We start from the raw sequence: 23,469 nt of genomic DNA on the forward strand, positions 1-23,469 counted from the left end.
AATCAACCGTGCGGAAGTAAGACTTCTTAGCCTAGCCAACAAGTCTTGCTTCCAACCACTGCGCCAAGAATTTATTCCAAAACAGGAATGAGGAGTTTTTGACCAGCCGCTTTTCAATGCTTCAGCTTCCTAACAAATCTTTTAATAGATAAAATCACCTCTGCTTATTTAAACAGGGGTGATTTTTTGTCTTGTTATCATCTGTTAAGCAAGAACAGTCGCACATTAGGGATTGGGCTTTCGGGCTATCCCAATTATTAACGATACCATCTGATTAACTCAAAAAACTAGTTTGCCAGTGGGGTTCTTCCAGCATTCATAAATTAAGTGCTCTAATCTAAGAGCAGGTGTCTGATTTCATCAATCTTATCTTCTGGCAAAACGACATTGATAGCATTTCCTAAAACCAATTTCGTGCCGCCTGAAACGATATGGCTCTTGCCATTTTCCCGCTGGCTGGTAATGAGGACATCCTTGGGCAGTTCCAGCTGATAGACAGATTTACCGGCAATCTTTGTGGAAACCGGCACCTCAATCCACGTCAGCGGACTATCTTCATCATGGGGATGGCCCCCTTCAAGCAGATTCTCCAACATGGCTTCATAGACGGGGGCTCCACCCAGTAGGTCCATGACGATATAGGCCATAAGGGTCGCTGTTCCTAAGGCCATAAGATGATGAAGATCACCAACCATTTCACAAACCAAAATCATGGCGGTCAAGGGAGCCTTAGAAATAGCTCCAAAATAGGCACTCATCCCCAGAATAATGAAAATTGGAAATTCATTTTGAGAAATCCAGCCTAGATGGAGAAAGACACTGCCAAAGAAGGCACCAAGACAAGCACCAAGCGTCAGAATGGGCAGAAAGATACCCCCCGGTAGACCTGAGCCATAGCTCATCATACTATAGAAATAACGGAGCAAGAAGAAGGCCAAGAAATAAAGGACGGGAGCCTGTAAAGAGGACAAGGAGCGCACAAAAGCATTCCCTCCACCCAAGAGCTCGGGAGCAAAGTAGCCCAGCGGTATAATAAGAACGAAGGCAATCAAGCTATAGTGCTGAGGCTTGAGATGAAAGATTTTACCTAGATACTTATAGTAGAAGCCCATGCGCAGGACCAACCACTCATAATGGTAGGCTAGGAAACCTAGCAGCAGTCCCATCAGCACAAAAATGATATAATTGGACAGGTGCGGTGTTGGCAGATTGCTTGGCATGGCCAAGACCGGTGTTTGCCCAAAAACTCGTAGCGAAATCAGATTGGCTGTCAGGCTAGCTGATAGGGCCGTTATCCAAACTCGGCTGGAAAAATGATGATAAACTTCTTCGACCACAAAGAGAAGACCTGCAATTGGCGCATTGAAAGCAGCTGAAACTCCTGCTGCTGCCCCACTAGCAATCAAGGTCCGCTCTTCAAGTTTACTGAGTTGGAGGTAGTGAGCTAGCCCCTTACCACTAACGGCTCCTACCTGAATACTAGGTCCTTCACGTCCCAGCAGAAGACCACTGGAAATTCCCAGCACGCCTGCCAAGAATTTTTTCCAGAGGATGGACCACCAATTCTGGCTCATTAAACCTTTGAGTTCGGCCTCAACTTGGGGAATCCCCGATCCCTTAATATCAGGCTCTGACACCATTAAACGACCGATAATAAAGGTAAAAATCAAGTAGATGACAAAAATCAAAGCCAAAATCCAGGGAAGCTTGTGCGCAAGGACATAACTCCTTTGAAATTGAGTAAAAATCAAGGTAATAAGGTAACGAAAGAGGCTGACTGTAAAACCTGAAAAAAGACCAACTAGAACCCCTCGGAAAACGGATGTCAGAATTGAACTAGAGAGATAGCTAAATTCTTTCCGTTGATTTTGCATGATAACTCCTTTGCAAGTGACTATTTTATACTAAGCTCAATAAAAGAACTCCTGAAAAAGGCAAGCCGACAGTTAAAAGTAAGTAACTCCCCCTCAATTCCTTACCTCATCTTCGTCTTCAAAAGGTAGACAGCCCCGATTAAATTGGCATTATTATGGTGACGGCAGGCGACGATATCCGGACGCTTGATGATGGTCTTGACAGGGGTTATCTCTTCCTTGAGTCGGTCAAACTGGCGATTGATTTCCTCTAAAAGTAAGGGCTGGGCACTGATACCGCCGCCAATTGCAAATCGTTCAAGATCTAATGTTGTCTGTAAATTTAGAATGGTTAGGGCCACATAACGACAATAATCTTCAAAAAGCGGATAGATGCGACTGTCCCTCTGAGATAAGGCCTGAAAAACCGCTGGGCCATCTTTCTTATCATCTAGATTTAAAATTTCAGCCAAACGAGCAATCAGACCAACAGCAGAGACTTGAACCCCACGCATATCCAGAATCTCATTTTTCCCCAGCTTTGGGGGAAGTAGGAAGGTTAGCTCACCTGCTTGGAAGTGGGAGCCTTGGTAGAGCTGGCCATTGATAATCAGGCCGCCTCCTAGACCCGTCCCTAAGACCAAAGCAGCGCCATTTTTAACGCCCTCTAAGTTTCCTTTGGCCAACTCAGCTAAGACAGCTGCCTTACCATCATTGATAGCGCAAGCAGTTAAATCATAAGTACTGGCAAAGTAGTCCTTGACATTAAATTCATGAAGAAAGGGAAGGGTACCACCATGGTAAATAACTCCCTGATCAGTATCAATCGTTCCTGGTGCACTGATGGCAATTCCTGAAATGTCTGAAATATGGGGCTGGATCAGAACATCCAATAAAGATAGGCAGTCCGATAAATTATCAGGTGAAGCTAGTGGAGGAAATATCTTTTCTACCACATAATCATCTGATACTAGACCTGACTTGATGTGCGTTCCTCCTAAATCAATAGCTAAAATGCTCATAGACCTCTCACTTTCTTAGTTTAATCTTATCATAATTTTTCCTAAGATTAGCAGAAATTTTTAGAAAATGATATGATGAAAGCACAAATATAGATAGGAGGTTCTCAGATGACAGCTGATAGTATTAAAAAACAAATTCGACAGGCCTTTGACCGACGAGTGGCTGTGCGGGTCTATAATGGAGATGAGATTCCGCGTAACGATATGGAAGCTATCTTAGATACTGCTTGGCTCAGCCCATCCTCTATCGGATTAGAAGGCTGGCGCTTTGTCGTTTTGGATCGGCAGCACATCAAGGAGTTGGCTTCTGAACTCAAGGAAGTTGCCTGGGGTGCTCAATCCCAACTGGATACTGCCAGTCACTTTGTCCTTCTTTTGGCTGACAAGAATGTCCGCTACGATAGTGCAGCCATCAAAGATAGCTTAATACGTCGAGGACTGACTGAGCCAGCCGATTTGACATCCAGATTAGATCTTTACAAGACCTTTCAGGAAGTCAATATGAAAATCGCTGACAGCCCTCGTGCTCTCTTTGATTGGGCTGCCAAACAAACCTACATTGCCATGGCTAATATGATGACCTCGGCTGCCCTCATGGGGATTGATTCCTGCCCAATTGAAGGTTTCGATTACGATAAAGTCGATGGCATTTTAGCCCAACATGGTATTATTAATCCTGATGATGAAGGCATCGCCAGTATGGTTTCCTTTGGTTATCGTCTGCGCGATCCTAAGCACCTACGTTCCCGCAAGCCACGTGAAGACGTTATCACTTGGCTAGACTAATAACTATTTATATTATTAAAGAAAGGAAATAGAATGGACAGCTACAGCCTTATCGATTACTGTTTTGTCTGTTCTTGGTTTTGTTTATGAAATTCATGCATACTTGTGTTCGCGTCAAAGACTTGGACGCCTCTCTCAAATTTTATCAAGAAGCTCTCGGTTTCAAGGAAGTCCGTCGCAATGATTTCCCCGAATATGAGTTTACGCTGGTCTATATGGCTTTGGATGATGATCCAGACTATGAATTAGAACTAACCTACAACTACGGCCACGGTGACTATAACCTAGGCGATGGGTACGGTCATATTGCTGTTGGGGTTGATGATCTTGAAGCTACTCATCAAGCTCATGAAAAGGCTGGCTATACCGTTACCGACATCAAGGGGCTCCCAAACAAACCTAAGATGTACTACTTCGTTACTGACCCAGATGGCTATAAAATTGAAGTTATTGATTTACAAAAGTTTAATAGCAAATAAAATTTTAAAACTAGTCTGAACAGTCCCCCATAGTTGGATGTCAAAATTTCCAGCTATGGGGGATTTTTCTGTCTAGAATTTACCATATAAGTGCAATAAAAAACTCATAAAATTTCCAGTAAAATAGACTTGATAAACCATTTTAGCTGAAAAAATTTTATGAGCTACTATCATTCTACCGTGGAGGGGGAGTCCCCCTCCTGGCAATGATTATTTAATTTTAACTCTTTATTTAACTCTTAGTCACCATCACTCCAACAAAATCAAAGACTGCCATATTCCTTGAGATTCACAGAAACTGCGTATGGTCCTGCTCTTTGTTATTTTAAAATACGATTAAGTTCTTGAGAAACTCGGTTATTCTCATAAGGGACACAGTCCTGAACCCAATTCCACCAAAAGTAGCCTCCAACATAGTGCTCAGTATAGGCTGGCTGGCTGTAATAATGGCGCATCATAGCTATTTTGCTGGCTGTTGTGGCTGAATCAGCTGTATTGCCGCATTCTCCCATACCTACTTTAGATTTTGGAAACTTGCCTTGGAACTCTTGGAAAACAGACTTCCAGTTTGGCTGATAGCCTTTATTATCATCTTCATAATAAGAAATAAAACTAAAATCCAGCCCTTGTTGTAATTTTCGAGAGACATGATGATCGATCCAAGCCATCATATCATGGTCTTTAGGATTTTCATAGTAGAAAGTTACAGCTGTTTGCTGGTCAGCCTCTTTAACGACTTCGTACGCAGCCTCAACCTTGTTCATAATAAGCTTTGGGCGCTGTTTAATCCAGTCCGTTCCATTAACCTCATTGCCCACTTCCCAAATCCTTGTATAGTCGGAGAGATAGTTCAGAGATTCTTGAAAGCGCTGACGATAAGAAGCAACATCGGGATAAGCCTTCATATCATAGGAATCAACAGGCTGAGCCATGATATCAGCCACTGGTGCGATCTTTTTGAAGAGGGGAACATAATCCTTAGGACTTTTTTCCTTGGACATCACAATTCGGACAGTCGGCCGCACGGGCATGGCCTTCAAGGCCTTGACAATTTCTTTGGTAGAAACCTCACCGTCCCAAGTGTCATCGATGGTTACACCATAGATTTGAGTCTCTTCACTGGTGTTTTTGGGATGCCAAATTAGAAATAGCATGCCCAAAACAACTATTAGGCCTAGGAAGAAGACTAGCCATCTTGAAGTTTTTTTATGTTTTATGGCCATTTTTGTCCTCCTACTCTACTGTGTATCTGGAGTTTCTACACTGAAACAATTCCCTCACTGTAACCAACGACTAAAGAGAAAGCATCCAACAAGCCTACTGATAGTTTCTTACATTTCAGCTAACTTGGCACCATTAGAGGCAATGATGGCTTTCATCCATTGGTAAGACTTTTTAGGAGTGCGTTTAAGGCTACCGCGACCCTTATCATCCATATCCACATAGACAAAGCCGTAACGTTTTTTCATCTCACCAGTGGATAAGGAAACGAGATCGATCGGTGCCCACATCGTATAGCCAAAGCAGTTGACACCATCAATATTAATGGCATCAGCCATATTTTGCAGGTGATCACGCAGATAGTCGATACGATAGTCATCCTCAACATAACCGTCTTCATCAGCCTGATCGATAGCTCCCATACCATTTTCTACAATGAAGAGCGGTTTTTGAATACGATCAAAAATCTCATTCATGACATGCCGAAGGCCCAAGGGATCAACAGCCCAGCCCCAAGGAGTTTCTTTAAGATAGGGATTGCTAGATCCGCCTACATTGAACCAATCATCGCCTGCTTGAGTTGTGTTCGAACGGTAATAACTAAAAGAGATAAAATCCAACTGACCCTCACGCAAAATTGCCTCATCACCGTCTTCAATTTGGATCTCATCAACTCCATGCCGTTCCCAAAGGGATTTGCTATATTGCGGATAATAGCCACGCCCCATAATATCGATAAAGTACCAATTTTCACGGCGTTCTTGCAGCCGGTGAAAAACATCTTCGGGTTTACAGGTGGCAGGATAAAGTTCACTCATGGCATACATGGCCCCAAATTGACTGTCTGGCATTAAATCGTGCCCCAATTTGACAGCCTTAGCGCTGGCCACAAACATGTGGTGAGCTGCTTGATAGCGATCCTGCCCAGTTGAGTTTCTGGTACCGCAAGGACCAAATCCCCGAACCGCATTGATTTCATTAAAAGTCAGCCAATAGCGACAGCGGTCGCCATAATGCTCAAATAAAGTTTTACAGTATTTAAGATAGGCATCAATAACATAACGCGAGGACCAGCCATCGTACTTCAGAGCCAGATTCATCGGCATTTCATCATGACAGATTGTGATCAAGGGTTCCATACCATATTTCGCCATCTCATTAATAACATCATTATAAAAGGCAAGCCCTTCTTCATTTGGCTCTGCTTCTTCTCCCGTTGGATAAATACGGCTCCAACAAATTGAAAAACGAAAAACATTAAATCCCATTTCTGCCATCAATTTAATATCTTCTTTGTAATGGTGGTAAAAATCAACAGCTTTATGGCTTGGATAGTATTCACTATCCAAAAAAATAGGTTCTGCTTCTTGAGGAACAGGATCGGCATAAAAGAAAGATGAACGTGGTGTAATAATGGAACCATCAGGCATACTCATGGTATGATGACGAGGAGACTCCACAGAACCATCCGTTTCAAAATCATGGGAGAGAAGTCCCCTCCCACCTTCACCAAAACCGCCTTCATATTGAAAATCAGCGGTCGCACCTCCCCATAAAAAACCTTGAGGTAATTGATAAGACATAGCTTCCTCCTTATATTAAGATACGGCAGAGGCTTGTTAACTAAGTGCTCCGCACTTGATACCAAACGCCAATCACTAGAGTGAATTGGCTACCTCTCCCACTAACTTCGTTTGGTTAGTAAAATCGACTAACCAAACGTCACGTCGCAAAGGGTGTCCGCGGATCAAGCAAAAATAGGAGGTTCGACGAAGACGCTTGCGTCTAGGAAGAAACTATCTTTTTTGCACAAGCCGCAGCCCGTGTTCAATTCAACCGTTCGCCTTGCTTAACTTTACCTTGTGTTTTAAGGGTGATATCCTTACCATTTGCATTAGTGATAACCAACATTGTTGTCGTATCATACCCCTCTTGAGCAATTGCTTCACGATCAATTTTAACCACTGGCTGACCAGCACGAACAGTTTCTCCGGCTTGAGTTAAAACATCGAAGCCTTGTCCTTTTAATTCAACTGTATTGATACCAATGTGAACCAAAATTTCTACACCATCGGGTCGCCTTACTCCAAAAGCATGTCCCGTTGGAAATACTGTAGTTAGTTCACCATTGACTGGAGAAGTGATAAAGTCACTCTCAAGTTGAAAGGCAAGACCGTCTCCCATCAATTTTTGAGAAAAAACTTCGTCGTTGACCCTTTCAAGCGGCAGCAGCTCTGCATCGGCAACTGCTAAGATAGCGTCATCTGAAACTACCTTTTGCACAGGTTCTGTAACAGTTTCAATAGCGCTTTTTTCTTCAACGTCAACTCCCATAAAGAAGGTCACAAGGGCAGCAACAATGATGGAGACTATAATCCCAGCAACCGCTGCCATAGCTGTATTAGCAAAGATTGGCAAAGCTAAGACATTGGAGTAACCCATTTCAAATGCACGGGCTCCTAATAGGCTGGCAACAAAACCACCGGCAAACCCACCAGCCATAACGCCGTACATGGGCCTTTTATATTTAAGGTTAACACCGTAAATGGCAGGCTCTGTCACACCAGCGACAATACAGCCAATGGCTATAGAGACAAATTCACTGCGTTTCACTTTGTCTCTAGTTCGTCCGATAACACCAAGGACAGCACCACCTTCTGCCATATTGTGCATAAGGAAGGCTGGGCGAAGCATGGCATCATAGCCCGGATTAGAAAGCAATTGGGGCATAAACGGTGTGATAGCTGTATGCATCCCTGCCATAACCATCCAAGGCAAAACTGCTGCAAGAAGCCCTACAGCTAGAGGACCTACGGTACTGTCTAGAAACATGAAGACTGCTGCAATACCTTGTCCGACAATGTTGCCAAGAGGTCCTAGGACAAGATAGCCCAAACTACCTGCTATGAAAATTGTCCCCATACCAACAAAGATAGCTTTAAAAATATTAGGGATAATCTTATTTAAATATTTTTCAGCATAGTAGGCAACGATTGCAATGAGCAGGGCCGGCAGCATGGAAGTTCCGTATGATAACAGGCGAACATCCATTCCAAAGAGATCAATTGGCTTCCCTGCCGTCACTAAAGTGGTGAAATTCGTATGCAATAGAGCGGCAGCAGCTACCATAGCATAAATAGGGGTACCACCTAATTTTGTAGCGGCACCGTAGGCTACAAAAATAGGCATAAAGTAGAAGGGAGCGTCCCCGATGGCTGACAGCAGCAAATACGTTGAAGAAGTTTCAAAGTCTTTACTGATAAAGGTCGTTATCAAGATTAGAGCGACTTTTAGCATACCACCTGCAATTAAGGCAGGAATCATCGGAGTGACAGAACTGGATATAAAACCGATAATCTTATTTGGCGCATTCTTCCAAGTCCAGCCTTCTTTATTTTCTAAGTCCCCATCCAAATTCTCATCAACGACACCGCCAGATTTAATATCATAGGTCTTCATGATAGCATCGTAGACTGGAACTAGATGCTGCCCTAAAATAACCATATACTGACCGCCAGCATAAACCGTACCGATAACCCCATCTAACTGCTCTAGGGCTTCCTTATTGACCTTAGAAACATCTTTTAAATTAAAGCGTAATCGTGTCATGCAATGAGACAGAATCGTTATATTATCCACACCACCGACATTTTTAACAATGCTATCTGCTAATAGTTGGTAATTCATAGGACCCTCCTTCTAATTTTGATAATTTTATCGTTGTTAGATATTATTTTTAACGATTTGATTTTATCTTTTTTTGAAAGCGTTGTCAATCTTGTTCTGATGCAAGTCGAGAGTTTTGACAATTGCTTTAAAACTCAGTAAAATGAATGCTACAGGAGTCCTTCTTAACATGAATTTTTTAGAACAAATAGAACAGCACCGCTCGGATTTTTCTAAAACTGAACAAAAGGTTTACCAGTATGTTATTAACCATATTGATACTCTGGAAACGTATACCATTACTAAAATTGCTGATCTTTCACATACATCTACGGCAGCTGTACAGCGATTTTGCCAAACGCTGGGCTACAGAGGATTCAAAGATTTTCGTTATGATGCCATAGACTATCTCCACCACCATCACCGCAAGGAATCTCTTGATCCTCTGGATGATATGACCGATAATTATATCAGTCTGGCTAGGCAATTTAAAAATGTTGATCGAAATAAGGTTAGTCAGCTTATTCAGGCCATTTTAAATAGGCAGAGGGTTCATATATTTGGGATTTACTACTCATCCTTGCCAGCAAGGTTTTTACATATGGGGCTTCAGGATTTGAGAATCCCCAGTTATTTTGCCGGTGATTTAAACAGCGGAGCCCATTTGACCAATATTATACGGGAAGAAGATACCCTGATCATGTTCTCACTATCAGGAGATATGGGCAACTACAGAGCTGCTCTAGCCGCATTGCAGCATAATATGCCCCAAAATTCTTATCTTATTACCCTCAATAATCACTCACAGATTGATAAATTTTTCAGACAGACTATCGTCCTGCCAGGCAGTGCGATTAATAGGCAATCCATTATTAACCCTCAATCTATTTCCTCCATCTTTGTTGAAATCTTGCTGAATCTTATTCATCAGGAAATGCGATAAAAGGAGCTTTTGAAGGCTAAATAAAAAGTTTGGATCCGGTGGCTTCCAAACTTTTTATCTAGTATTAAAATTTTTCATCTGGCGTTTGATATCTCGCTCCTGGTCTCGACGTTTGATCGTTTCCCGTTTGTCATAGTCGTGTTTCCCTTTGGCTAACCCCAGCAAAATTTTGGCAAAGCCCCGCTTGATATAAACCTTAAGAGGAATCAGAGTCATACCAGTTCCTTTAAGCTCATTTGCCAAACGATTAATCTCACGTTTTTTAAGGAGGAGCTTGCGGGTGCGCTCAGGATCCTGATTCCAGATATTGCCTTGCTCAAAAGGAGCAATATGAACATTAACCAGCCAAGCCTGACCATCTTTTATCTGAGCATAGCCATCTTTGAGCTGGATGCGAGAAGCCCGAACAGATTTGATTTCGGTTCCAGTCAGCACTATGCCAGCTTCGACGGTATCAACGATGGTATAATCATGCCGGGCTTTTTTATTTTGAGCCAAAACAGGGTCAGTTTTTGTTGTTTTTTTTGCCATTTTTCTCCTTTCTTGCATTGTTCAGCTAATGTTTATCTCGTTAGGATAACATAGAATGAGTTGTCCTAAGACTTACTGACATCCCCCAAGATGCTGCAAGTCTTTATCTTCGGTCTCAATTATTATGAAAAGTCTTAGGGGATTCTCTCTGTCTTGTTTAAGGCCAATACTATCAACTGGTTAAACGCCTACCGCAGCCAGTTTTAGACTGTTACTCTTATGACCAAGTGAATGAACAGCCTGCTATTTTATTTTTAAAGGATCTCTTAGCGTTTTTTGCGACGGCGGCCTGATTCCCGCCCTTTTTTATCGTTATGGGGACGGTTCTGGTTCTTGCGTTTATCCGGCTTTTTCTTCCGATGATCATCCGGCTTCTTGTCCCACTTGCCTTTGCCCTTATCGGCCTTGTCCTTGTCGCCAAAGCGATCTTGTCGCTTATCAAAGCGGCGTTTGCCTGAACCTTGACGATTACGGAACTCCTTAGCTTTTTCTTCACGGGCCTTTCTAGCCTGTCTATCTACCTTTTCGATGCTATCAAAGTCGCTAGGCAAATAGGCAAAGTCAATATCTCCCGTCTCCTTGTCTGCTCGGGTCAATCGCACCTTAATCTTCTGACCAACACGGAAGACTTTGCCAGATTTTTCCCCTTGCAGGGTCATAGTCCGCTCGTTGTAATTGTAAAATTCAGGCAGGGTAGTAATGTGGACCAAACCTTCAATAGTGTTTGGCAATTCGATAAACATGCCAAATTTAACCACACTAGCTACCACGGCCTCAAATTCCTGTCCAACCTGATCAGCCATATATTCGGCCTTCTTCATAGCCTCAACAGTCCGTTCGGCATCAATAGCCCGACGTTCCAAGGCTGATGAAGAGCTAGCTAATTCTGGAATAACCTCTTGGAAGTGTTCTTTCTTCTCCTCAGTCAAATCGCTGTATTCCCGCACCATTCGGTGAACCAGCAAGTCAGGGTAACGACGAATAGGACTGGTGAAATGAGTGTAATAATCGGCCGCCAAGCCATAATGACCATGATTGTTTTCGGAATATCGGGCCTGTTGCATGGACCGCAGGAGCATCATGGACATGACCTCGTGTCCGGGTTGTCCTGCAATCCGATTCATAAATTCCTGCAGAGCCTTCTGACCGAGACTATTAGCCGTACCGTAGATAGGCACTCCAAAGAGGGAGGCGTAATCCATGAACTTCTGCAATTTCTCAGCCTTGGGCGTTTCATGAATTCGATAGATGAAGGGCAGTTTACGTTTGGCAAAGTGTTCAGCTACACATTCGTTGGCAGCCAGCATAAAGGACTCAATCATCCGCTCAGCGGTTCCTCGGTCTCTGACGACAACATCAGTCGGCAGTCCCTTATTATCAACCAAAATCTTGGCTTCTGGACGATCAAAGTCCAAGGCTCCTCGCTTGATGCGCATAGCCACCAAAATCTTATGGAGCTCAGCCATGTGGCTAACAGATTCCATAATGGGCTTGAACTGATCGATAACAGCGGGATTGCCAGCCAACATCTGGTTGACATCATCATAAGTCATACGAAAAGTTGTCTTAATGACCGTCTGAGTAATGGTGTGCTTGACGACCTTCCCCTGTGGATTAATCTCCATAATGGCGGATTGGGTCAAGCGGTTGACATTAGGATTGAGGGAACAGATACCATTTGAGAGACGCTCTGGCAGCATTGGGACCACACGGTCCGTCACGTAAACAGACGTGCCACGGGCGACTGCCTCCTTGTCTAGGGCTGACCCTTCGGTCACATAGTAAGAGACATCCGCAATATGCACACCCAGTTCAAAATTACCGTTAGGCAATTTCTTAATATGAACCGCATCATCCAAGTCCTTGGCTTCCTTACCATCAATGGTAAAGGTGATTTCGTCCCTCAGATCCAAACGGCCTTCAAAGTCACTTTCAGATGGGGCATCTGGGATAGCTTCGGCCTCAGCCATTACCGCTTCTGGAAATTCAGACACGATGTCCATAGATTCCAGAACTTCCAGCACATCAATTCCCACATCATCCTTATGACCGATAATATCACGTACATGGGCGACAAAATAGTCATGGTGGCGGGTGGGGTATTTATCAATCTCAGCCTTGATGACCTCGCTGCCATCTAAGGCAACCGGTTCTTTTTTGATGTAGATTTTTTGAGGAATTTTCTGGTTCTTAGACTTGATATAACCGGCATACGGTGGTCGTTCATCATCGAGGATGAACGTGCCGACAACAGTCTTGAGAGCCCGCTCGACCACATCAACAACGCGCACCTCTGCAGCTGTTCCCTTGAGGCGGTCAGCTGGCTTTTTGATCACAACGTCAACGGTATCTCCGTCAATAGCATATCCAACATCATTGCGACCGATGAACATGTCTTCTTCATCATCACTGACATGCAAGAAACCAAAGCCATTCTTATTGGCCCGGAAGACCCCCTGAATGGTAATTTCATGCTTTTTCTTAGGAACTTCCTTGCGCAGGGAGACATAGCCATCCTGATGAAATCGAAGCTTCTTGTTGCTCTCTAGCTGAGAGATAACCTTAATCAGCTGGGGAAATTTTTGTGAACCAGCCATGTCCAGAGCAGCAGCCAGATCATTGACACTGGATTTGCCTTGCTCTTTTAAGTAGTTAATAATTTGTTCTTCCATAATTTTCTTGACAGACCAGACGTTTGTTTGGACTGTCTTTTCATCCTCTTTATTTCTTGATTTTGTGGGGAATTTTCTATAAAAAAGGAGCCAGACCAAGTCTCGGCTCACTTTCGTCATTACTTACTTGATAAAATCGCAAGCACTAGGGCATCCAGCAACCAAAGGAAGATTAGGATACCAGTAAAGCGTTCCATGAAGGCCTCAAATCCGCGGGCTTTTGTTCGCTCGAAGAGGGCTTCTGAACCGCTGCTATCAAATACATTACTACTTGGGTTTTTCTGAGGCTGCATAAAAATGGCAATAATCAAAATCACAGACATAACCAACAGAGCAGTCAGTAAAATATTGTACATATCTTTCCTCCACTATTATCCTAAGTAGTTTATCATAAATGCTTTTAAGATTCAAGATGAAGGGTCACTTTTCGCTCCTTGGGACAGTATTTGGGCACCTGAATTTTTTCAGGATGGTTTACCTTATTTTTTGAAGTCAAATAATTGAGACTGCCGCAGGAACTACATTTCAAATTTATTTTTATCCGCACTAGATTTCCTTAACTTTCAGATAATGTCTAAAATTGATAAAACTCCATGAGAAATTAACAAAGACGATGATTGAGGTGGCATAAAAAACCCAGTGATAGCCTAAACCTGCCGCTACGCTGGAACCGATAAAGGGACCGACGACTTGCCCTATATTGAAGAACATCTGGTTGTAACTAAAAATCCTAGAGATCCCTTCCTTAGGCGTAATCTTGGTCAGCAGCGAATTGATACTGGGCATTAGGGCCCCTGTCCCAAAACCATATAGAAAGCGAAGCAGTCCTAACTGCAGAGGCGTTTGGGCATGGGCGAAGGACAGATACATACAAAAACTATAAAAAAGGGCCAAAAGAAGCAGACGATGATTGCCGATTTTATCGCCAATTTTTCCTAGGAAGGAACTAGATAGCATACTGGAAAAACCCATACTGGAAACAATCAAACCGGATACGAACATGAGGTTTTCTGTCTGCCCCAGATGACGGATGTAAAGCGTCAAAATAGGGGCAATAGATTGGGCCGAAACCTGAATAATCATGCTGGTAACAAAGAGGCCCAGCATGACCTGACGGTCCTTGACTTGGTGCAGCAGGTCTTTGGTCGGAAGTTCATGTTCCCTCTTTACAGGCACAAAATCCTCTCGAATCAAGAAGACTGTCATAAGGTTTAACAAAAGCAAGAGACCGCCAACAAAGAGAAAGATATTACGAATGCCTAAGAGGTCAGCGAAATAGCCTCCTAAGAGAGGCCCAATTAAAGTTCCTGCTGTGACGCCAGTTGCCAGAGTCCCTAGAGCTGCTCCTAACTTTTCCTTGGGCGCTTGACTGGCAATTAAGGCTGTCGAATTAGGGACATAGCCAGCAAACATTCCATTTAAAAGTCTTAGAGCCAGCATCCAAAAGACATTGGGGACAAAGGCCAATCCTCCCATAGTAAAAGCCATAGCAAGACTGGCCCGAATCATCATAGGTTTACGCCCATAGCGGTCAGCTAGAGAACCCCAAATAGGGGCAACTAGAGCCGAAGCTAGGGCTGAAAGTGAAACAGACAAGCCAGCGTAAAGCTCAACTCTCCCTGGTTTAGCTCCCAACTGTTCCACAAAGAGGGACATAAAAGGCATCACAAGTGAAAAACTTGCCCCAGTGAGAAAATTACCGAACCAAGCTATCCTTAGATTCTGTTGCCAATTGACAGTTGCAACACTTGCTGTCTCTATAAGTCATCATCTTCTTTCTTGGATCATCTGTTAAATATTATACCACAAGTTGGACTTGGAAAAAGTGCAAGGTGATTGACTTTTCCTCAAGTCCATAAAAGCAAAAATACTAATTAGTAATTTTCGGCATTAGCACTTCTTCGTAAGATATAGCAGAGGCTTGTTAGCTAAGTGCTTTGCACTTGATGGCAAACGCCAATCACTAAGGTGACTTGGCTACCTCTCCCACTAACCTCGTTTGATTAGTAAAATCGACTAACAAACGCAGTGTCGCTAAACCGTTAAGCACTCCAACGAAAAATAGGAAACCTGATGATGAATCATACAAATTCAAGAAAGGTGAAGCTTTTTTCACAGGAGTGTAGGCGGGTTCAGTTATCAGTTGGCGCTCAGTCGTTCTAACTGCTGCTCCAGCTGAGCATAAGTCTCCTCTAGGCTACCATTATTGTCAATCACTCGGTCAGCTAGACGAATTTTTTTAGACAAAGGGAGCTGGGCAGCAATCCGATTTTCAGCCTCTTCTAAGGAGTAACCATTTCTCGCCATCAAACGCTCGATTTGCTGGTCCTCATCTAAGGCGACCAGCCAAATTTCGTCGAACCAGTCTTGATAATCTAGCTCAAAAAGTAACGGCAAATCCATAAAGAAAATTTTTTCAGACTTTGCTAGCTGATCTCGCCTTTTTGCCAGCTCCTGATGGATAATGCGATCTTGAAGATCAGCCGATTTCTTTCTGGCAGCTGGATCGTTAAAGATAAGTTGGGCAAATTTAGGGCGATCCAATTCTTGGTCGGGAGCCAAAATTCCAGTTCCAAAAGCTAAAATTAGGGCCTGATAGAGCGGTTTCCCTTTTGCTTGCAGGTCATGAACCAATTGATCAGCATCAATAACCTGATATCCTTTTTGTCTCAAATAGGCTGTCACCGTCGATTTCCCCGAAGCGATACCACCTGTTAATCCGATAATCTTACTCATTTCTTTTGACACTTGGGACAATAGTGGCTGCCCCGTCCTCCTACTTTTACCTTTTGAATCTCTGTTCCGCAACGCGGACAGGGTTCACCTGTTCGGCCGTAAACTTGTAGATACTTTTGCATGGTGCCGTCTTCACCTAAAGCGTTACGATAGGTTCGAATGGTCGATCCGCCCTTGCGAATGCCAAGCTGCAAAATACGAATAGTCTCATCATGCAGCCGCTTAATTTCTGCTTTTTTGAGACTGGGTGCCTGACGTTCTGGGTGAACTTTAGCTGCCCAGAGCACCTCATCAACATAGATATTTCCTAGGCCAGCAACTAATTTTTGCTCCAAGAGCAGCGGCTTGATGGGCTTATGAGAAGACAAGACAGCTCGCTCAAAGGGCGCCAACTTAAAATCTTCCTTGGTCGGCTCAGGGCCAATTTTCTTTTTGACAAAATAAGCCTCTTCTGCTGATTTTGCTAAGAGCTCAAATGTCCCAAACTTGCGGACATCTTGATAAACCAAGGTTGAGCCGTCATTCAATGTAAAGAAGGCATGAAAATGCTTATTGTTGGGTACCTCATCTGGAAAGAGCAGGTACTTGCCTTCCATACGCAGATGCGAGATTAACACCTGAGCGCCTAAATCAAAAATAAGGTATTTCCCTCGGCGGCGCATAGTGCAAATCGTTTGACCAGGCAGATTCATCTTAAAAGTATCGAAATCCGTCTTAACCATCTTGGGCACGCGCACATCTACTGATACAATCTTCTTGTTGACAATCAGGCCTTCCAAACCGCGCCTGACGGTCTCAACCTCCGGTAATTCGGGCATATCTAAAACATCAGGAACAGCCAGAAAAACTAATCGAAATAAGACTAAGACATAGAAATTGGCTTTTCTATGCCTCTTATCTTTTTCATCAGCTCTTCCACTTGGATTCTAAGCTGATCCTTCCTTTCTTTTGATACTTCTTTGCTTTTTTAACAGCTTAATCCTTCAAACCTAACAAGCGCCTAGCATAGATAACCTGACCTGAATGCATGGCAGCATCATCAATGATTGACACCAGACGGGCACCGCGAGTGACTGCAGGTGTCCAAGAATCGTCCACAATGTCATTAAGAGCGGCTTCATCAAGCGAGCTGAGGTAGTCTTTTGTTAAGACAGCCGCTGCATTCAGGTAAGCCAGCACCAAATCCACATCATCCACCTGAACTTTTTGGGCTTCCTCTAACGAGTGCTGCCAGTCTTGTGTGTCATCAGGCAAGTCCAAGTTGAACTTTTCTTTCCAGCCCTGAGCCAACCAAATCGGCTCTGTTTTTGCCAAGTCCGAAATCTGTAAATCCATTTCACGCGCAGTATGCCAAGCCAGCCAAGTCATAGATTTAATTTGACCTGAAACTTCTGCAGCTGGAAAACGATTGGCCTCTTCAACTGTTACTCCTTCAAATAATCGTTCAAACCGCTCCTGTGCGCGGTCAACACTTTCTACTAACATATCTAAATACGTCATATTATTACCTCCTCATGGCAAAAGCCGGGATCTCCCCCAGCTTTAAACCTTATTTGACATCTTCTTAATCAGCAAACCGCCTCAATTTATGGGGAAAGACAGCGCCCTGCAAAAAATACTGCACGAGCTGAATGTGGGTGGTCACATCACTAAACAGCCAAGCATGACCCTTGTCGGGATAATAAGCATACTCGCTGGCTGGATTTTGACTTGCCAGTAATTGGTGCGATTCATGTATCGAACCCGACTCTTTTCCACCTGAAACAAAAAAGATAGGATTATCAACTCTCAGGTTTAATCTTAAGAGATTAGCTTGGGACATAGCACGGCGAAAAGAGCGCTTTGAAGCCTGCTGTAAATCAGCAACAAAGGTTCGATACTCTTCTTCAGGAACACCATCTTTTGCCATCATGCTGCTCATGAGTTTGGCGACTAACATCGTATTTTTGAGCAATGACATAGCATAGACACCAGCAATAACCTTCCGATAACCTTTGATGGGATAGTGGGCCATGCCATCGACAACAGCACGCTCAACCAAATCGGTATGTTTCGCTAGCAAGTTCAAAACGAGACCGCCACCCAGCGAAAGACCAACCAGATGCGGTTTACCGTGAGCTTTCACCTTGATAATGTCAGCAATCATTTCTGTCACATCAGCAAAATTTGTCCATTCGATATCACGACTATTGCCATGCCCAGGCAAGTCAATGGCGACACAGTGGAAATTATTTTTTAGTGCTGCCATGTGCTGCTGCCACATTTTACTGCTGGAACCCGAAGCATGCAAAAAGATTATCGTTTGTTTCTGTTCGTACCCTGTTTCTTCGATAAATAAGTTACCTGTCATTGGTCTGTCTCCTCACTAAGCCCAACTTGGACTACAAGTCTATCTGTACCTCGCTCCCCCATTTCTGGGATCGGATTAAAAAGGTCCGCCGACCCTCATCGCTTTCTTATTTTCAGGCGACCCTTTAAACAGTCCACTAGACTGTTTAACTACCACGCAAGTGATAGCTCCAACAGTTTGGGGAACTGTTGGAGGAATCCCATGAACGTCAGTTCATGTCAATAGTAATCAACTGTGCGGAGGTGGGACGACGAAATCAATTTCTCCGAAATAATGATTTCTGTCCCGCTCTCAATACTCCTTCTTATTATAGCCAAAGTCAGCCAAGTCCAGCTTTTTATCACGCCAGTTTTTCTTAACTTTGACCCAGGTTTCAAGGTAAACTTTGTCCCCCAGCATGAGTTCTATGTCGCGTCTGGCCATCTTACCGATTTTCTTAAGCATAGCACCTTGCTTACCGATGATGATGCCTTTTTGACTGTCGCGTTCGACCATGATGGTCGCGCGGATATGAACCTTGTCTGTTTCTTCGTCGCGCCTCATAGATTCGATAACCACAGCTACGGAGTGCGGTACTTCCTGCTCGGTCAATTTGAGGATTTTCTCACGAATCATCTCAGATACTAAAAAGCGTTCTGGATGATCTGTGATTTGGTCTTCAGGGAAATACTGAAATCCTTCTTCCAGATTATCCTTAAGAATGGTCAATAGGGTTTCCACATTATTACCCTGCAGGGCAGAGATTGGTACAATCTCTTTAAAATCCATCTGAGAGCGAAAATCTTCGATCTTTTCTAAAAGTTGGTCAGGGTGGACCTTGTCAATCTTATTGATGACCAAAATGACTGGAATCTTAGCTGCCTTAAGGCGCTCCATAATCATATTATCGCCTTTGCCACGCTCCTCATCGGCTGGGACCATAAAGAGCACCGTTTCCACTTCACGAAGGGTCGAATAGGCGGACTCGACCATAAAATCTCCCAGTGCTGTCTTGGGTTTATGGATCCCCGGTGTGTCGATAAAGACGATCTGCTCCGTATCTGTTGTATAGATACCCATGATTTTATTGCGCGTTGTCTGAGCCTTATCACTCATGATGGCAATCTTTTGGCCCATGACATGATTGAGAAACGTTGATTTACCAACATTAGGACGGCCTAAAATAGCCACAAAACCTGATTTAAACATACGATATAAAGAACGTTACAAGCAAAGTAAACATAGACCATTAACAGAAAATCAGGATTTTCTAAATGGCTCGGTTTTTACCCAGCCTTAATTGTGTTCAGGTCAGAACACAAACTCGTTCATTCCTTTCTATTCTAAGAAATAAGGCCAGCTGCCAATTGCAGCTGACTCAGTGAAAAAGCAGTGCCCAAATTTTTGGCACAAAGATAATAACGCCAGTGGCAACTGCGTAGCCTGAAATAACCAGCACAGCACCCGCAGCCATATCTTTAGCATTCTTGGCTAACATTGAAAAGTGGTAATTACTGGCTAAGTCAACGACATTTTCAATAGCCGAGTTAATAATTTCAAAGGTAATCACTAAGAAAATTGCCAGCAGCAAGAATAACCATTCGATAGCTGTAATGTGAAAAATAATGCCTGCTAAAGCAGCCAGAACAGCCGATATCCCATGCTTGCGCATGTTACGCTCTTCCTTAAAGGCTGTAAAGATACCGGTCAAGGCAAATTCTAAACTGGATGTCAGCGTTCGGTTTTTCCATTTCTTAGGTGAATTAGTCTCTCGTAAGTCCATAGGCTTCTAAAATCTCTTCCTGTAAAGTGAACATCTCTTTTTCTTCTTCTGGGGTATAATGGTCATAACCATTGATGTGCAGAAAACCATGAACAGCTAGAAACCCCATCTCACGCTCGAAGCTGTGGCCATAACAGTCAGCCTGCTCATGAGCCTTGTCAACAGAAATAAAGAGTTCACCGATGTAGGCATCATAGTCTGCCATCATCTCTGCTAATTCAGGATTTTCAGCTAAATCTTCGTCAGAAAAAATGATGGGCGCTTCTGGCTTGTACTCCAAACTGACCACATCTGTCGGGCGATCCATGCCACGATATTCTAGGTTAATTTGGTGTATCGCCTCATTATCCACAAAAGTGACAGCCATCTCTTTATTTTCTTTGCCCAGCTTTTCGGCAGCAAAATTAAGCATATCTCCGATCTGGGTCAGCATCTCTTGGGAAACCTGCTTGGTCTCATCAGTCATTTCAATATACATAACTCTTCCAATCTAATTATCTTTTTTATTATAGCATAAAAGCCTAACCTTCGGACAAAACAAAGAGAAGAGATAGGCCGGTGCATTGATGATTATTTCGTTTTTAAAACGGCTCTATTGCACCTACCAATACTCAAAATAAGAGCGACGGTACAAATGGATAGCATCCTTTTCTTCAAAAATACATCAAACTGTTATCCTAGCATAAAGTTTTAGAAAAGATTTATTTGCCACATTCTCTAGTTTTCCATTTTTTTAACAAATTTAACCCCATCCACATTATGGCCCTGCCAATACGCCAAAAGTTTATGACAAAACAGAAAGACTGGACGAGTTCGCCCAGTCTCTTTACACTTACACACTTAAAAAGATTCTAACTACTCAGCTTCCTGTTCGTAAGCCTTGATAATTTCAGCCACTACCGGATGGCGGACGACATCCTTGGCTGACAGGTAGACAAAGTCAATCTGCTTGATAGCTTTGAGTTTCTCAATAGCATCAAGCAAGCCAGAGTGGCTGTTTCTTGGCAGGTCAATCTGACTGACATCGCCATTGACAATCATCTTAGAGTTAAAACCTAGACGAGTCAAGAACATCTTCATCTGCATGATGGTCGTGTTCTGGGCTTCATCCAGAATAACAAAGGCATCATCCAAGGTCCGTCCCCGCATGTAGGCTAAGGGAGCGATCTCAATGATCTCACGCTCCATAAGACGCGTGGTCTGGTCCTTGCCCAAAATCTGGTAAAGAGCATCATAAACCGGTCGCAGATAAGGATCTACCTTTTCCTTGAGGTCACCTGGCAGGAAGCCCAGACTTTCGCCAGCTTCAACAGCTGGACGCGTTAGGATAATGCGCTTGACTTGGCCGCGTTTTAGGGCTGTCACCGCCAAGGTAACAGCCAGAAAGGTTTTCCCAGTCCCTGCTGGACCGATACCAAAGACGACATCATGACTTTTGACACTATCGACATAGACCTTCTGCCCCAGCGTCTTAATGCGAATAGGCTTACCGTAGTTATCTTTGATGATTTCTTCTTCATAGAGGGCGATAAATTGGTCAATTGTTCCATTTTGGGCCATACTCAGAGCGGTAACAACATCGGAAGTATTGATCAGCATACCCCGGTCCACCAAGACTAAGAGAGCCTCAATGGTCAAGCGGGCAATCTCTAAAGATTCCTCATCATCACTTAAAATCTGCACCACTTCAGTTCTGGCATGGATAACCACGCCCGTATTTTCTTCAATCAATTTCAGATGACGCTCATTACTGCCGAAAAGAGCCATCAAATCATCGGGATGTTTTAAATTAATATCAACAGAATAGTCCTGCAAATAGACTGCCTCTTTCTTTGCTTAATGTAGTCCCATTATAACTTATTTGATTAGAAAAATCATGCTGGAAAGAAAGGCAAGTTAAGACCGGCCTAGGTTTTTGCTAGCTGATAAAATTACTACTCTGAGAAGGTGCTTCCAAATACTGATTGAGTAGAAGTCAAAAATAAGTTTGTCTTTAGTCTTTACTTCCTCATTTATAATAATGCCTAGTGAGCCAAATAGTCTTCCCAAATCTTATCAAAATCGCCTAGGTTAAAGCTAAAGCTGGCGTAGTCCTCTAAGTAGCGGCTGACTTCCTCGAAATTATCGGTATGCTTGGGAAAGGTGCTGTCGTTAAAGGCCAGATCTGCCAGCAAGGCTGCTGGTTCCTGAGACTTGGGATTGCGCTGGGTCATCAGCCAGGTATAAAAAGATTTTCTCATTGCTTATGTTCCTCCAAAAAATGGTGCTGGATGGCACTTGGCTTGGGATTTTTCTTACTAAAACTTCTGATCCTAGCTCTCAGCTAGGTAGATCGGCTCTTTACTTGCGTTTTTTCTATTATAACACAAGAAAAAAGCCAAGCCAGAAAACCAGCTTGACTCGTATAAAAATAGGCTCGCTATCTATTTATTCATATTCATCGTTCAAATCTTCATCATCGTCGCCATCATCATCACCGTCGTGGTGGTTTTGATCATTATCACTGTCATAGTCACCATCTTGATCATCGATTCGACTAGAAGCACTATTGTTTGAATCTTGGCTTCCTTGTGACGCTTGACTTGAATGGTCGGTTTGAGTTGACTGGCTAGTTGAATTTGATTGTTCTGATGAATTTTCAGTATCATTATCGATTTCTAAAATACTGCCATTTGCGGCACTAACAACGTATGAATAATCACATTCACCATACTTAAAGTTAATCTTGTAGACTGGTGAGTCATCTTGTTGATCCTTGTCGACCTTTAGTTCATTAACTTGAGTTTCTGTTAAACCAGCATTGTTCAAAGCAATTTGCTTAGCTTCTTCATTGGTAACCATCGCTTGATTTTGGCCACCTGATGATTGAGAAGATGAATTCGAGCCAGCTTGACTAGAGGAAGAACTTGAACTGCCAGCTTGTGAGCTTTCACCAGTACCATTAGTTGGGGCAGAGGTGCTAGGTGCTGAGTCAGTTGGGGTAGTATCTGTGCTTGCTTGTGACGCTTGAGACTTATTATCCTTTTGCGTTACCGTTCCTTTATGGGCATCAACAGTATAGTTATATTCCTCTTGACCCTTTTGGAAATCAATAACATAAACTACCTTATTTTGGTAACTTGTCTTTTGGACCCTAGTAAAGTGAGCTTGTTTTTCTTTGACTCCGCAATCTTTAAGAGCTACTGTTTTAGCCTGTTCTTGGCTGATACAGTCAGCACTAGAATGGGAGTTGGCAGAAACTGCCGATAGGCCACTGAAACTTGCTATTGTAAGGCCAATAGTTGTCAAAGCGGCGTAAGGTAACTTTTTAGTCCTAAACAATTTAGTCATTTTTGTCATTGGTCATTCTCCTTATTGGTCTAACACTACTAGACTGGCATCCCAAACCGGTTACAAGGAGCCAGTTAGCTTTTGAACGATCCTCTACCTTCCGGACACAGTAGCGAAC

23 protein-coding genes are annotated in these 23,469 nt (G+C 43.2%); 3 read left to right on the forward strand and 20 right to left on the reverse strand.

All coding sequences use genetic code 11. The features are described 5' to 3' along the window. Positions 1-332 precede the first annotated feature (332 nt). Positions 333-1,874: a ClC family H(+)/Cl(-) exchange transporter gene (locus tag G7Y32_RS05225; RefSeq protein ID WP_165211630.1), complete on the reverse strand. Its 1,542-nt coding sequence runs from the start codon at positions 1,872-1,874 to the stop codon at positions 333-335. 101 nt (positions 1,875-1,975) lie between these two features. Then, positions 1,976-2,875: an ROK family protein gene (locus G7Y32_RS05230; protein ID WP_165211633.1), complete on the reverse strand. Its 900-nt coding sequence runs from the start codon at positions 2,873-2,875 to the stop codon at positions 1,976-1,978. A 108-nt stretch (positions 2,876-2,983) separates the two neighbouring features. Between G7Y32_RS05230 and G7Y32_RS05235 the strand changes: the two genes are divergently transcribed. Further along, positions 2,984-3,661: an NAD(P)H-dependent oxidoreductase gene (locus tag G7Y32_RS05235; RefSeq protein ID WP_165211636.1), complete on the forward strand. Its 678-nt coding sequence runs from the start codon at positions 2,984-2,986 to the stop codon at positions 3,659-3,661. An 86-nt stretch (positions 3,662-3,747) separates the two neighbouring features. After that, the gene (gene gloA / locus G7Y32_RS05240) at positions 3,748-4,140 is read left to right on the forward strand and encodes a lactoylglutathione lyase (protein WP_165211639.1); all 393 of its coding nucleotides are present in this window, start codon (positions 3,748-3,750) and stop codon (positions 4,138-4,140) included. Positions 4,141-4,460: 320 nt separating this feature from the next. Here the strand turns inward: gloA and G7Y32_RS05245 are convergent, their stop codons facing one another. The 3 genes from G7Y32_RS05245 to G7Y32_RS05255 all read right to left on the reverse strand — a co-directional run bounded on the left by G7Y32_RS05245 (position 4,461) and on the right by G7Y32_RS05255 (position 9,048). Next, positions 4,461-5,363, reverse strand: coding sequence for a hypothetical protein (locus G7Y32_RS05245; protein ID WP_206221355.1), 903 nt, complete (start codon positions 5,361-5,363; stop codon positions 4,461-4,463). A gap of 108 nt (positions 5,364-5,471) precedes the next feature. After that, positions 5,472-6,944, reverse strand: coding sequence for a glycoside hydrolase family 1 protein (locus tag G7Y32_RS05250; RefSeq protein WP_165211642.1), 1,473 nt, complete (start codon positions 6,942-6,944; stop codon positions 5,472-5,474). A gap of 244 nt (positions 6,945-7,188) precedes the next feature. After that, the gene (locus G7Y32_RS05255; RefSeq protein ID WP_165211645.1) at positions 7,189-9,048 is read right to left on the reverse strand and encodes a glucose PTS transporter subunit IIA; all 1,860 of its coding nucleotides are present in this window, start codon (positions 9,046-9,048) and stop codon (positions 7,189-7,191) included. A 169-nt stretch (positions 9,049-9,217) separates the two neighbouring features. Here G7Y32_RS05255 and G7Y32_RS05260 point away from each other — a divergent pair, with 169 nt between their 5' ends. Further along, positions 9,218-9,970 (forward strand): MurR/RpiR family transcriptional regulator, encoded by a 753-nt coding sequence (locus G7Y32_RS05260; protein WP_165211648.1) that lies wholly within the window; start codon positions 9,218-9,220, stop codon positions 9,968-9,970. Positions 9,971-10,024: 54 nt separating this feature from the next. Here the strand turns inward: G7Y32_RS05260 and smpB are convergent, their stop codons facing one another. From smpB to G7Y32_RS05335, 15 genes are all read right to left on the reverse strand, one after another. Further along, positions 10,025-10,501 (reverse strand): SsrA-binding protein SmpB, encoded by a 477-nt coding sequence (smpB, locus tag G7Y32_RS05265; RefSeq protein ID WP_165211651.1) that lies wholly within the window; start codon positions 10,499-10,501, stop codon positions 10,025-10,027. A gap of 266 nt (positions 10,502-10,767) precedes the next feature. Then, positions 10,768-13,173, reverse strand: a complete 2,406-nt coding sequence (gene rnr / locus G7Y32_RS05270; protein WP_004227462.1) for a ribonuclease R — start codon at positions 13,171-13,173, stop codon at positions 10,768-10,770. Between the two features lie 119 nt (positions 13,174-13,292). Next, positions 13,293-13,529 carry a preprotein translocase subunit SecG gene (secG, locus tag G7Y32_RS05275; protein WP_004226742.1) on the reverse strand — a complete coding sequence of 79 codons (237 nt, stop codon included), beginning with the start codon at positions 13,527-13,529 and terminating at the stop codon, positions 13,293-13,295. A gap of 44 nt (positions 13,530-13,573) precedes the next feature. Beyond that, positions 13,574-13,720: a 50S ribosomal protein L33 gene (gene rpmG / locus G7Y32_RS05280; RefSeq protein WP_004227942.1), complete on the reverse strand. Its 147-nt coding sequence runs from the start codon at positions 13,718-13,720 to the stop codon at positions 13,574-13,576. Then, complete coding sequence (locus tag G7Y32_RS05285; RefSeq protein WP_165211789.1) at positions 13,720-14,934, reverse strand: multidrug efflux MFS transporter; 1,215 nt, start codon at positions 14,932-14,934, stop codon at positions 13,720-13,722. The genes rpmG and G7Y32_RS05285 overlap by 1 nt, the downstream gene beginning before the upstream one ends. A 378-nt stretch (positions 14,935-15,312) precedes the next feature. Further along, entirely contained in the window at positions 15,313-15,909 is a 597-nt protein-coding gene (gene coaE / locus G7Y32_RS05290; RefSeq protein WP_277423764.1) for a dephospho-CoA kinase, read from the reverse strand. Then, positions 15,906-16,727: a DNA-formamidopyrimidine glycosylase gene (gene mutM / locus G7Y32_RS05295; RefSeq protein WP_165211657.1), complete on the reverse strand. Its 822-nt coding sequence runs from the start codon at positions 16,725-16,727 to the stop codon at positions 15,906-15,908. Before mutM ends, coaE begins: the two co-directional genes overlap by 4 nt. Before the next feature lie 157 nt (positions 16,728-16,884). Next, positions 16,885-17,409: a mycothiol transferase gene (locus G7Y32_RS05300; protein ID WP_165211660.1), complete on the reverse strand. Its 525-nt coding sequence runs from the start codon at positions 17,407-17,409 to the stop codon at positions 16,885-16,887. A gap of 64 nt (positions 17,410-17,473) precedes the next feature. Beyond that, positions 17,474-18,259, reverse strand: a complete 786-nt coding sequence (locus G7Y32_RS05305) for an alpha/beta hydrolase (protein ID WP_165211663.1) — start codon at positions 18,257-18,259, stop codon at positions 17,474-17,476. Positions 18,260-18,550: 291 nt separating this feature from the next. Beyond that, positions 18,551-19,447 (reverse strand): GTPase Era, encoded by an 897-nt coding sequence (era, locus tag G7Y32_RS05310; RefSeq protein ID WP_004226332.1) that lies wholly within the window; start codon positions 19,445-19,447, stop codon positions 18,551-18,553. A 169-nt stretch (positions 19,448-19,616) separates the two neighbouring features. Next, positions 19,617-20,021, reverse strand: coding sequence for a diacylglycerol kinase (gene dagK / locus G7Y32_RS05315; protein WP_165211666.1), 405 nt, complete (start codon positions 20,019-20,021; stop codon positions 19,617-19,619). Beyond that, the gene (gene ybeY, locus G7Y32_RS05320; protein WP_165211669.1) at positions 20,002-20,499 is read right to left on the reverse strand and encodes an rRNA maturation RNase YbeY; all 498 of its coding nucleotides are present in this window, start codon (positions 20,497-20,499) and stop codon (positions 20,002-20,004) included. Before ybeY ends, dagK begins: the two co-directional genes overlap by 20 nt. A 377-nt stretch (positions 20,500-20,876) precedes the next feature. Further along, positions 20,877-21,836: a PhoH family protein gene (locus G7Y32_RS05325; protein WP_165211672.1), complete on the reverse strand. Its 960-nt coding sequence runs from the start codon at positions 21,834-21,836 to the stop codon at positions 20,877-20,879. A 209-nt stretch (positions 21,837-22,045) separates the two neighbouring features. Continuing rightward, a complete protein-coding gene (locus G7Y32_RS05330; protein ID WP_004226230.1) occupies positions 22,046-22,261 on the reverse strand; it encodes a YozE family protein in 216 nt (71 codons plus the stop codon). A 187-nt stretch (positions 22,262-22,448) separates the two neighbouring features. After that, complete coding sequence (locus tag G7Y32_RS05335; protein ID WP_165211792.1) at positions 22,449-23,351, reverse strand: PepSY domain-containing protein; 903 nt, start codon at positions 23,349-23,351, stop codon at positions 22,449-22,451. Positions 23,352-23,469 lie beyond the last annotated feature (118 nt).

The organism is Streptococcus tangpeifui, assembly GCF_011038795.1.
Lineage (GTDB): Bacteria > Bacillota > Bacilli > Lactobacillales > Streptococcaceae > Streptococcus > Streptococcus tangpeifui.

Bases quoted from the DNA above. Each gene is read 5' to 3' on its own strand.
- coaE (WP_277423764.1), bottom strand. From the start codon at position 15,909: ATGAGTAAGATTATCGGATTAACAGGTGGTATCGCTTCGGGGAAATCG.
- era (WP_004226332.1), bottom strand. From the start codon at position 19,447: ATGTTTAAATCAGGTTTTGTGGCTATTTTAGGCCGTCCTAATGTTGGT.
- dagK (WP_165211666.1), bottom strand. From the start codon at position 20,021: ATGGACTTACGAGAGACTAATTCACCTAAGAAATGGAAAAACCGAACG.
- smpB (WP_165211651.1), bottom strand. From the start codon at position 10,501: ATGGCAAAAAAAACAACAAAAACTGACCCTGTTTTGGCTCAAAATAAA.
- G7Y32_RS05305 (WP_165211663.1), bottom strand. From the start codon at position 18,259: ATGACAGGTAACTTATTTATCGAAGAAACAGGGTACGAACAGAAACAA.
- G7Y32_RS05335 (WP_165211792.1), bottom strand. From the start codon at position 23,351: ATGACTAAATTGTTTAGGACTAAAAAGTTACCTTACGCCGCTTTGACA.
- gloA (WP_165211639.1), top strand. From the start codon at position 3,748: ATGAAATTCATGCATACTTGTGTTCGCGTCAAAGACTTGGACGCCTCT.
- G7Y32_RS05225 (WP_165211630.1), bottom strand. From the start codon at position 1,874: ATGCAAAATCAACGGAAAGAATTTAGCTATCTCTCTAGTTCAATTCTG.
- G7Y32_RS05250 (WP_165211642.1), bottom strand. From the start codon at position 6,944: ATGTCTTATCAATTACCTCAAGGTTTTTTATGGGGAGGTGCGACCGCT.
- G7Y32_RS05330 (WP_004226230.1), bottom strand. From the start codon at position 22,261: ATGAGAAAATCTTTTTATACCTGGCTGATGACCCAGCGCAATCCCAAG.
- secG (WP_004226742.1), bottom strand. From the start codon at position 13,529: ATGTACAATATTTTACTGACTGCTCTGTTGGTTATGTCTGTGATTTTG.
- G7Y32_RS05260 (WP_165211648.1), top strand. From the start codon at position 9,218: ATGAATTTTTTAGAACAAATAGAACAGCACCGCTCGGATTTTTCTAAA.
- G7Y32_RS05245 (WP_206221355.1), bottom strand. From the start codon at position 5,363: ATGGCCATAAAACATAAAAAAACTTCAAGATGGCTAGTCTTCTTCCTA.
- G7Y32_RS05235 (WP_165211636.1), top strand. From the start codon at position 2,984: ATGACAGCTGATAGTATTAAAAAACAAATTCGACAGGCCTTTGACCGA.
- ybeY (WP_165211669.1), bottom strand. From the start codon at position 20,499: ATGTATATTGAAATGACTGATGAGACCAAGCAGGTTTCCCAAGAGATG.
- rnr (WP_004227462.1), bottom strand. From the start codon at position 13,173: ATGGAAGAACAAATTATTAACTACTTAAAAGAGCAAGGCAAATCCAGT.
- mutM (WP_165211657.1), bottom strand. From the start codon at position 16,727: ATGCCCGAATTACCGGAGGTTGAGACCGTCAGGCGCGGTTTGGAAGGC.
- G7Y32_RS05230 (WP_165211633.1), bottom strand. From the start codon at position 2,875: ATGAGCATTTTAGCTATTGATTTAGGAGGAACGCACATCAAGTCAGGT.
- G7Y32_RS05300 (WP_165211660.1), bottom strand. From the start codon at position 17,409: ATGACGTATTTAGATATGTTAGTAGAAAGTGTTGACCGCGCACAGGAG.
- G7Y32_RS05255 (WP_165211645.1), bottom strand. From the start codon at position 9,048: ATGAATTACCAACTATTAGCAGATAGCATTGTTAAAAATGTCGGTGGT.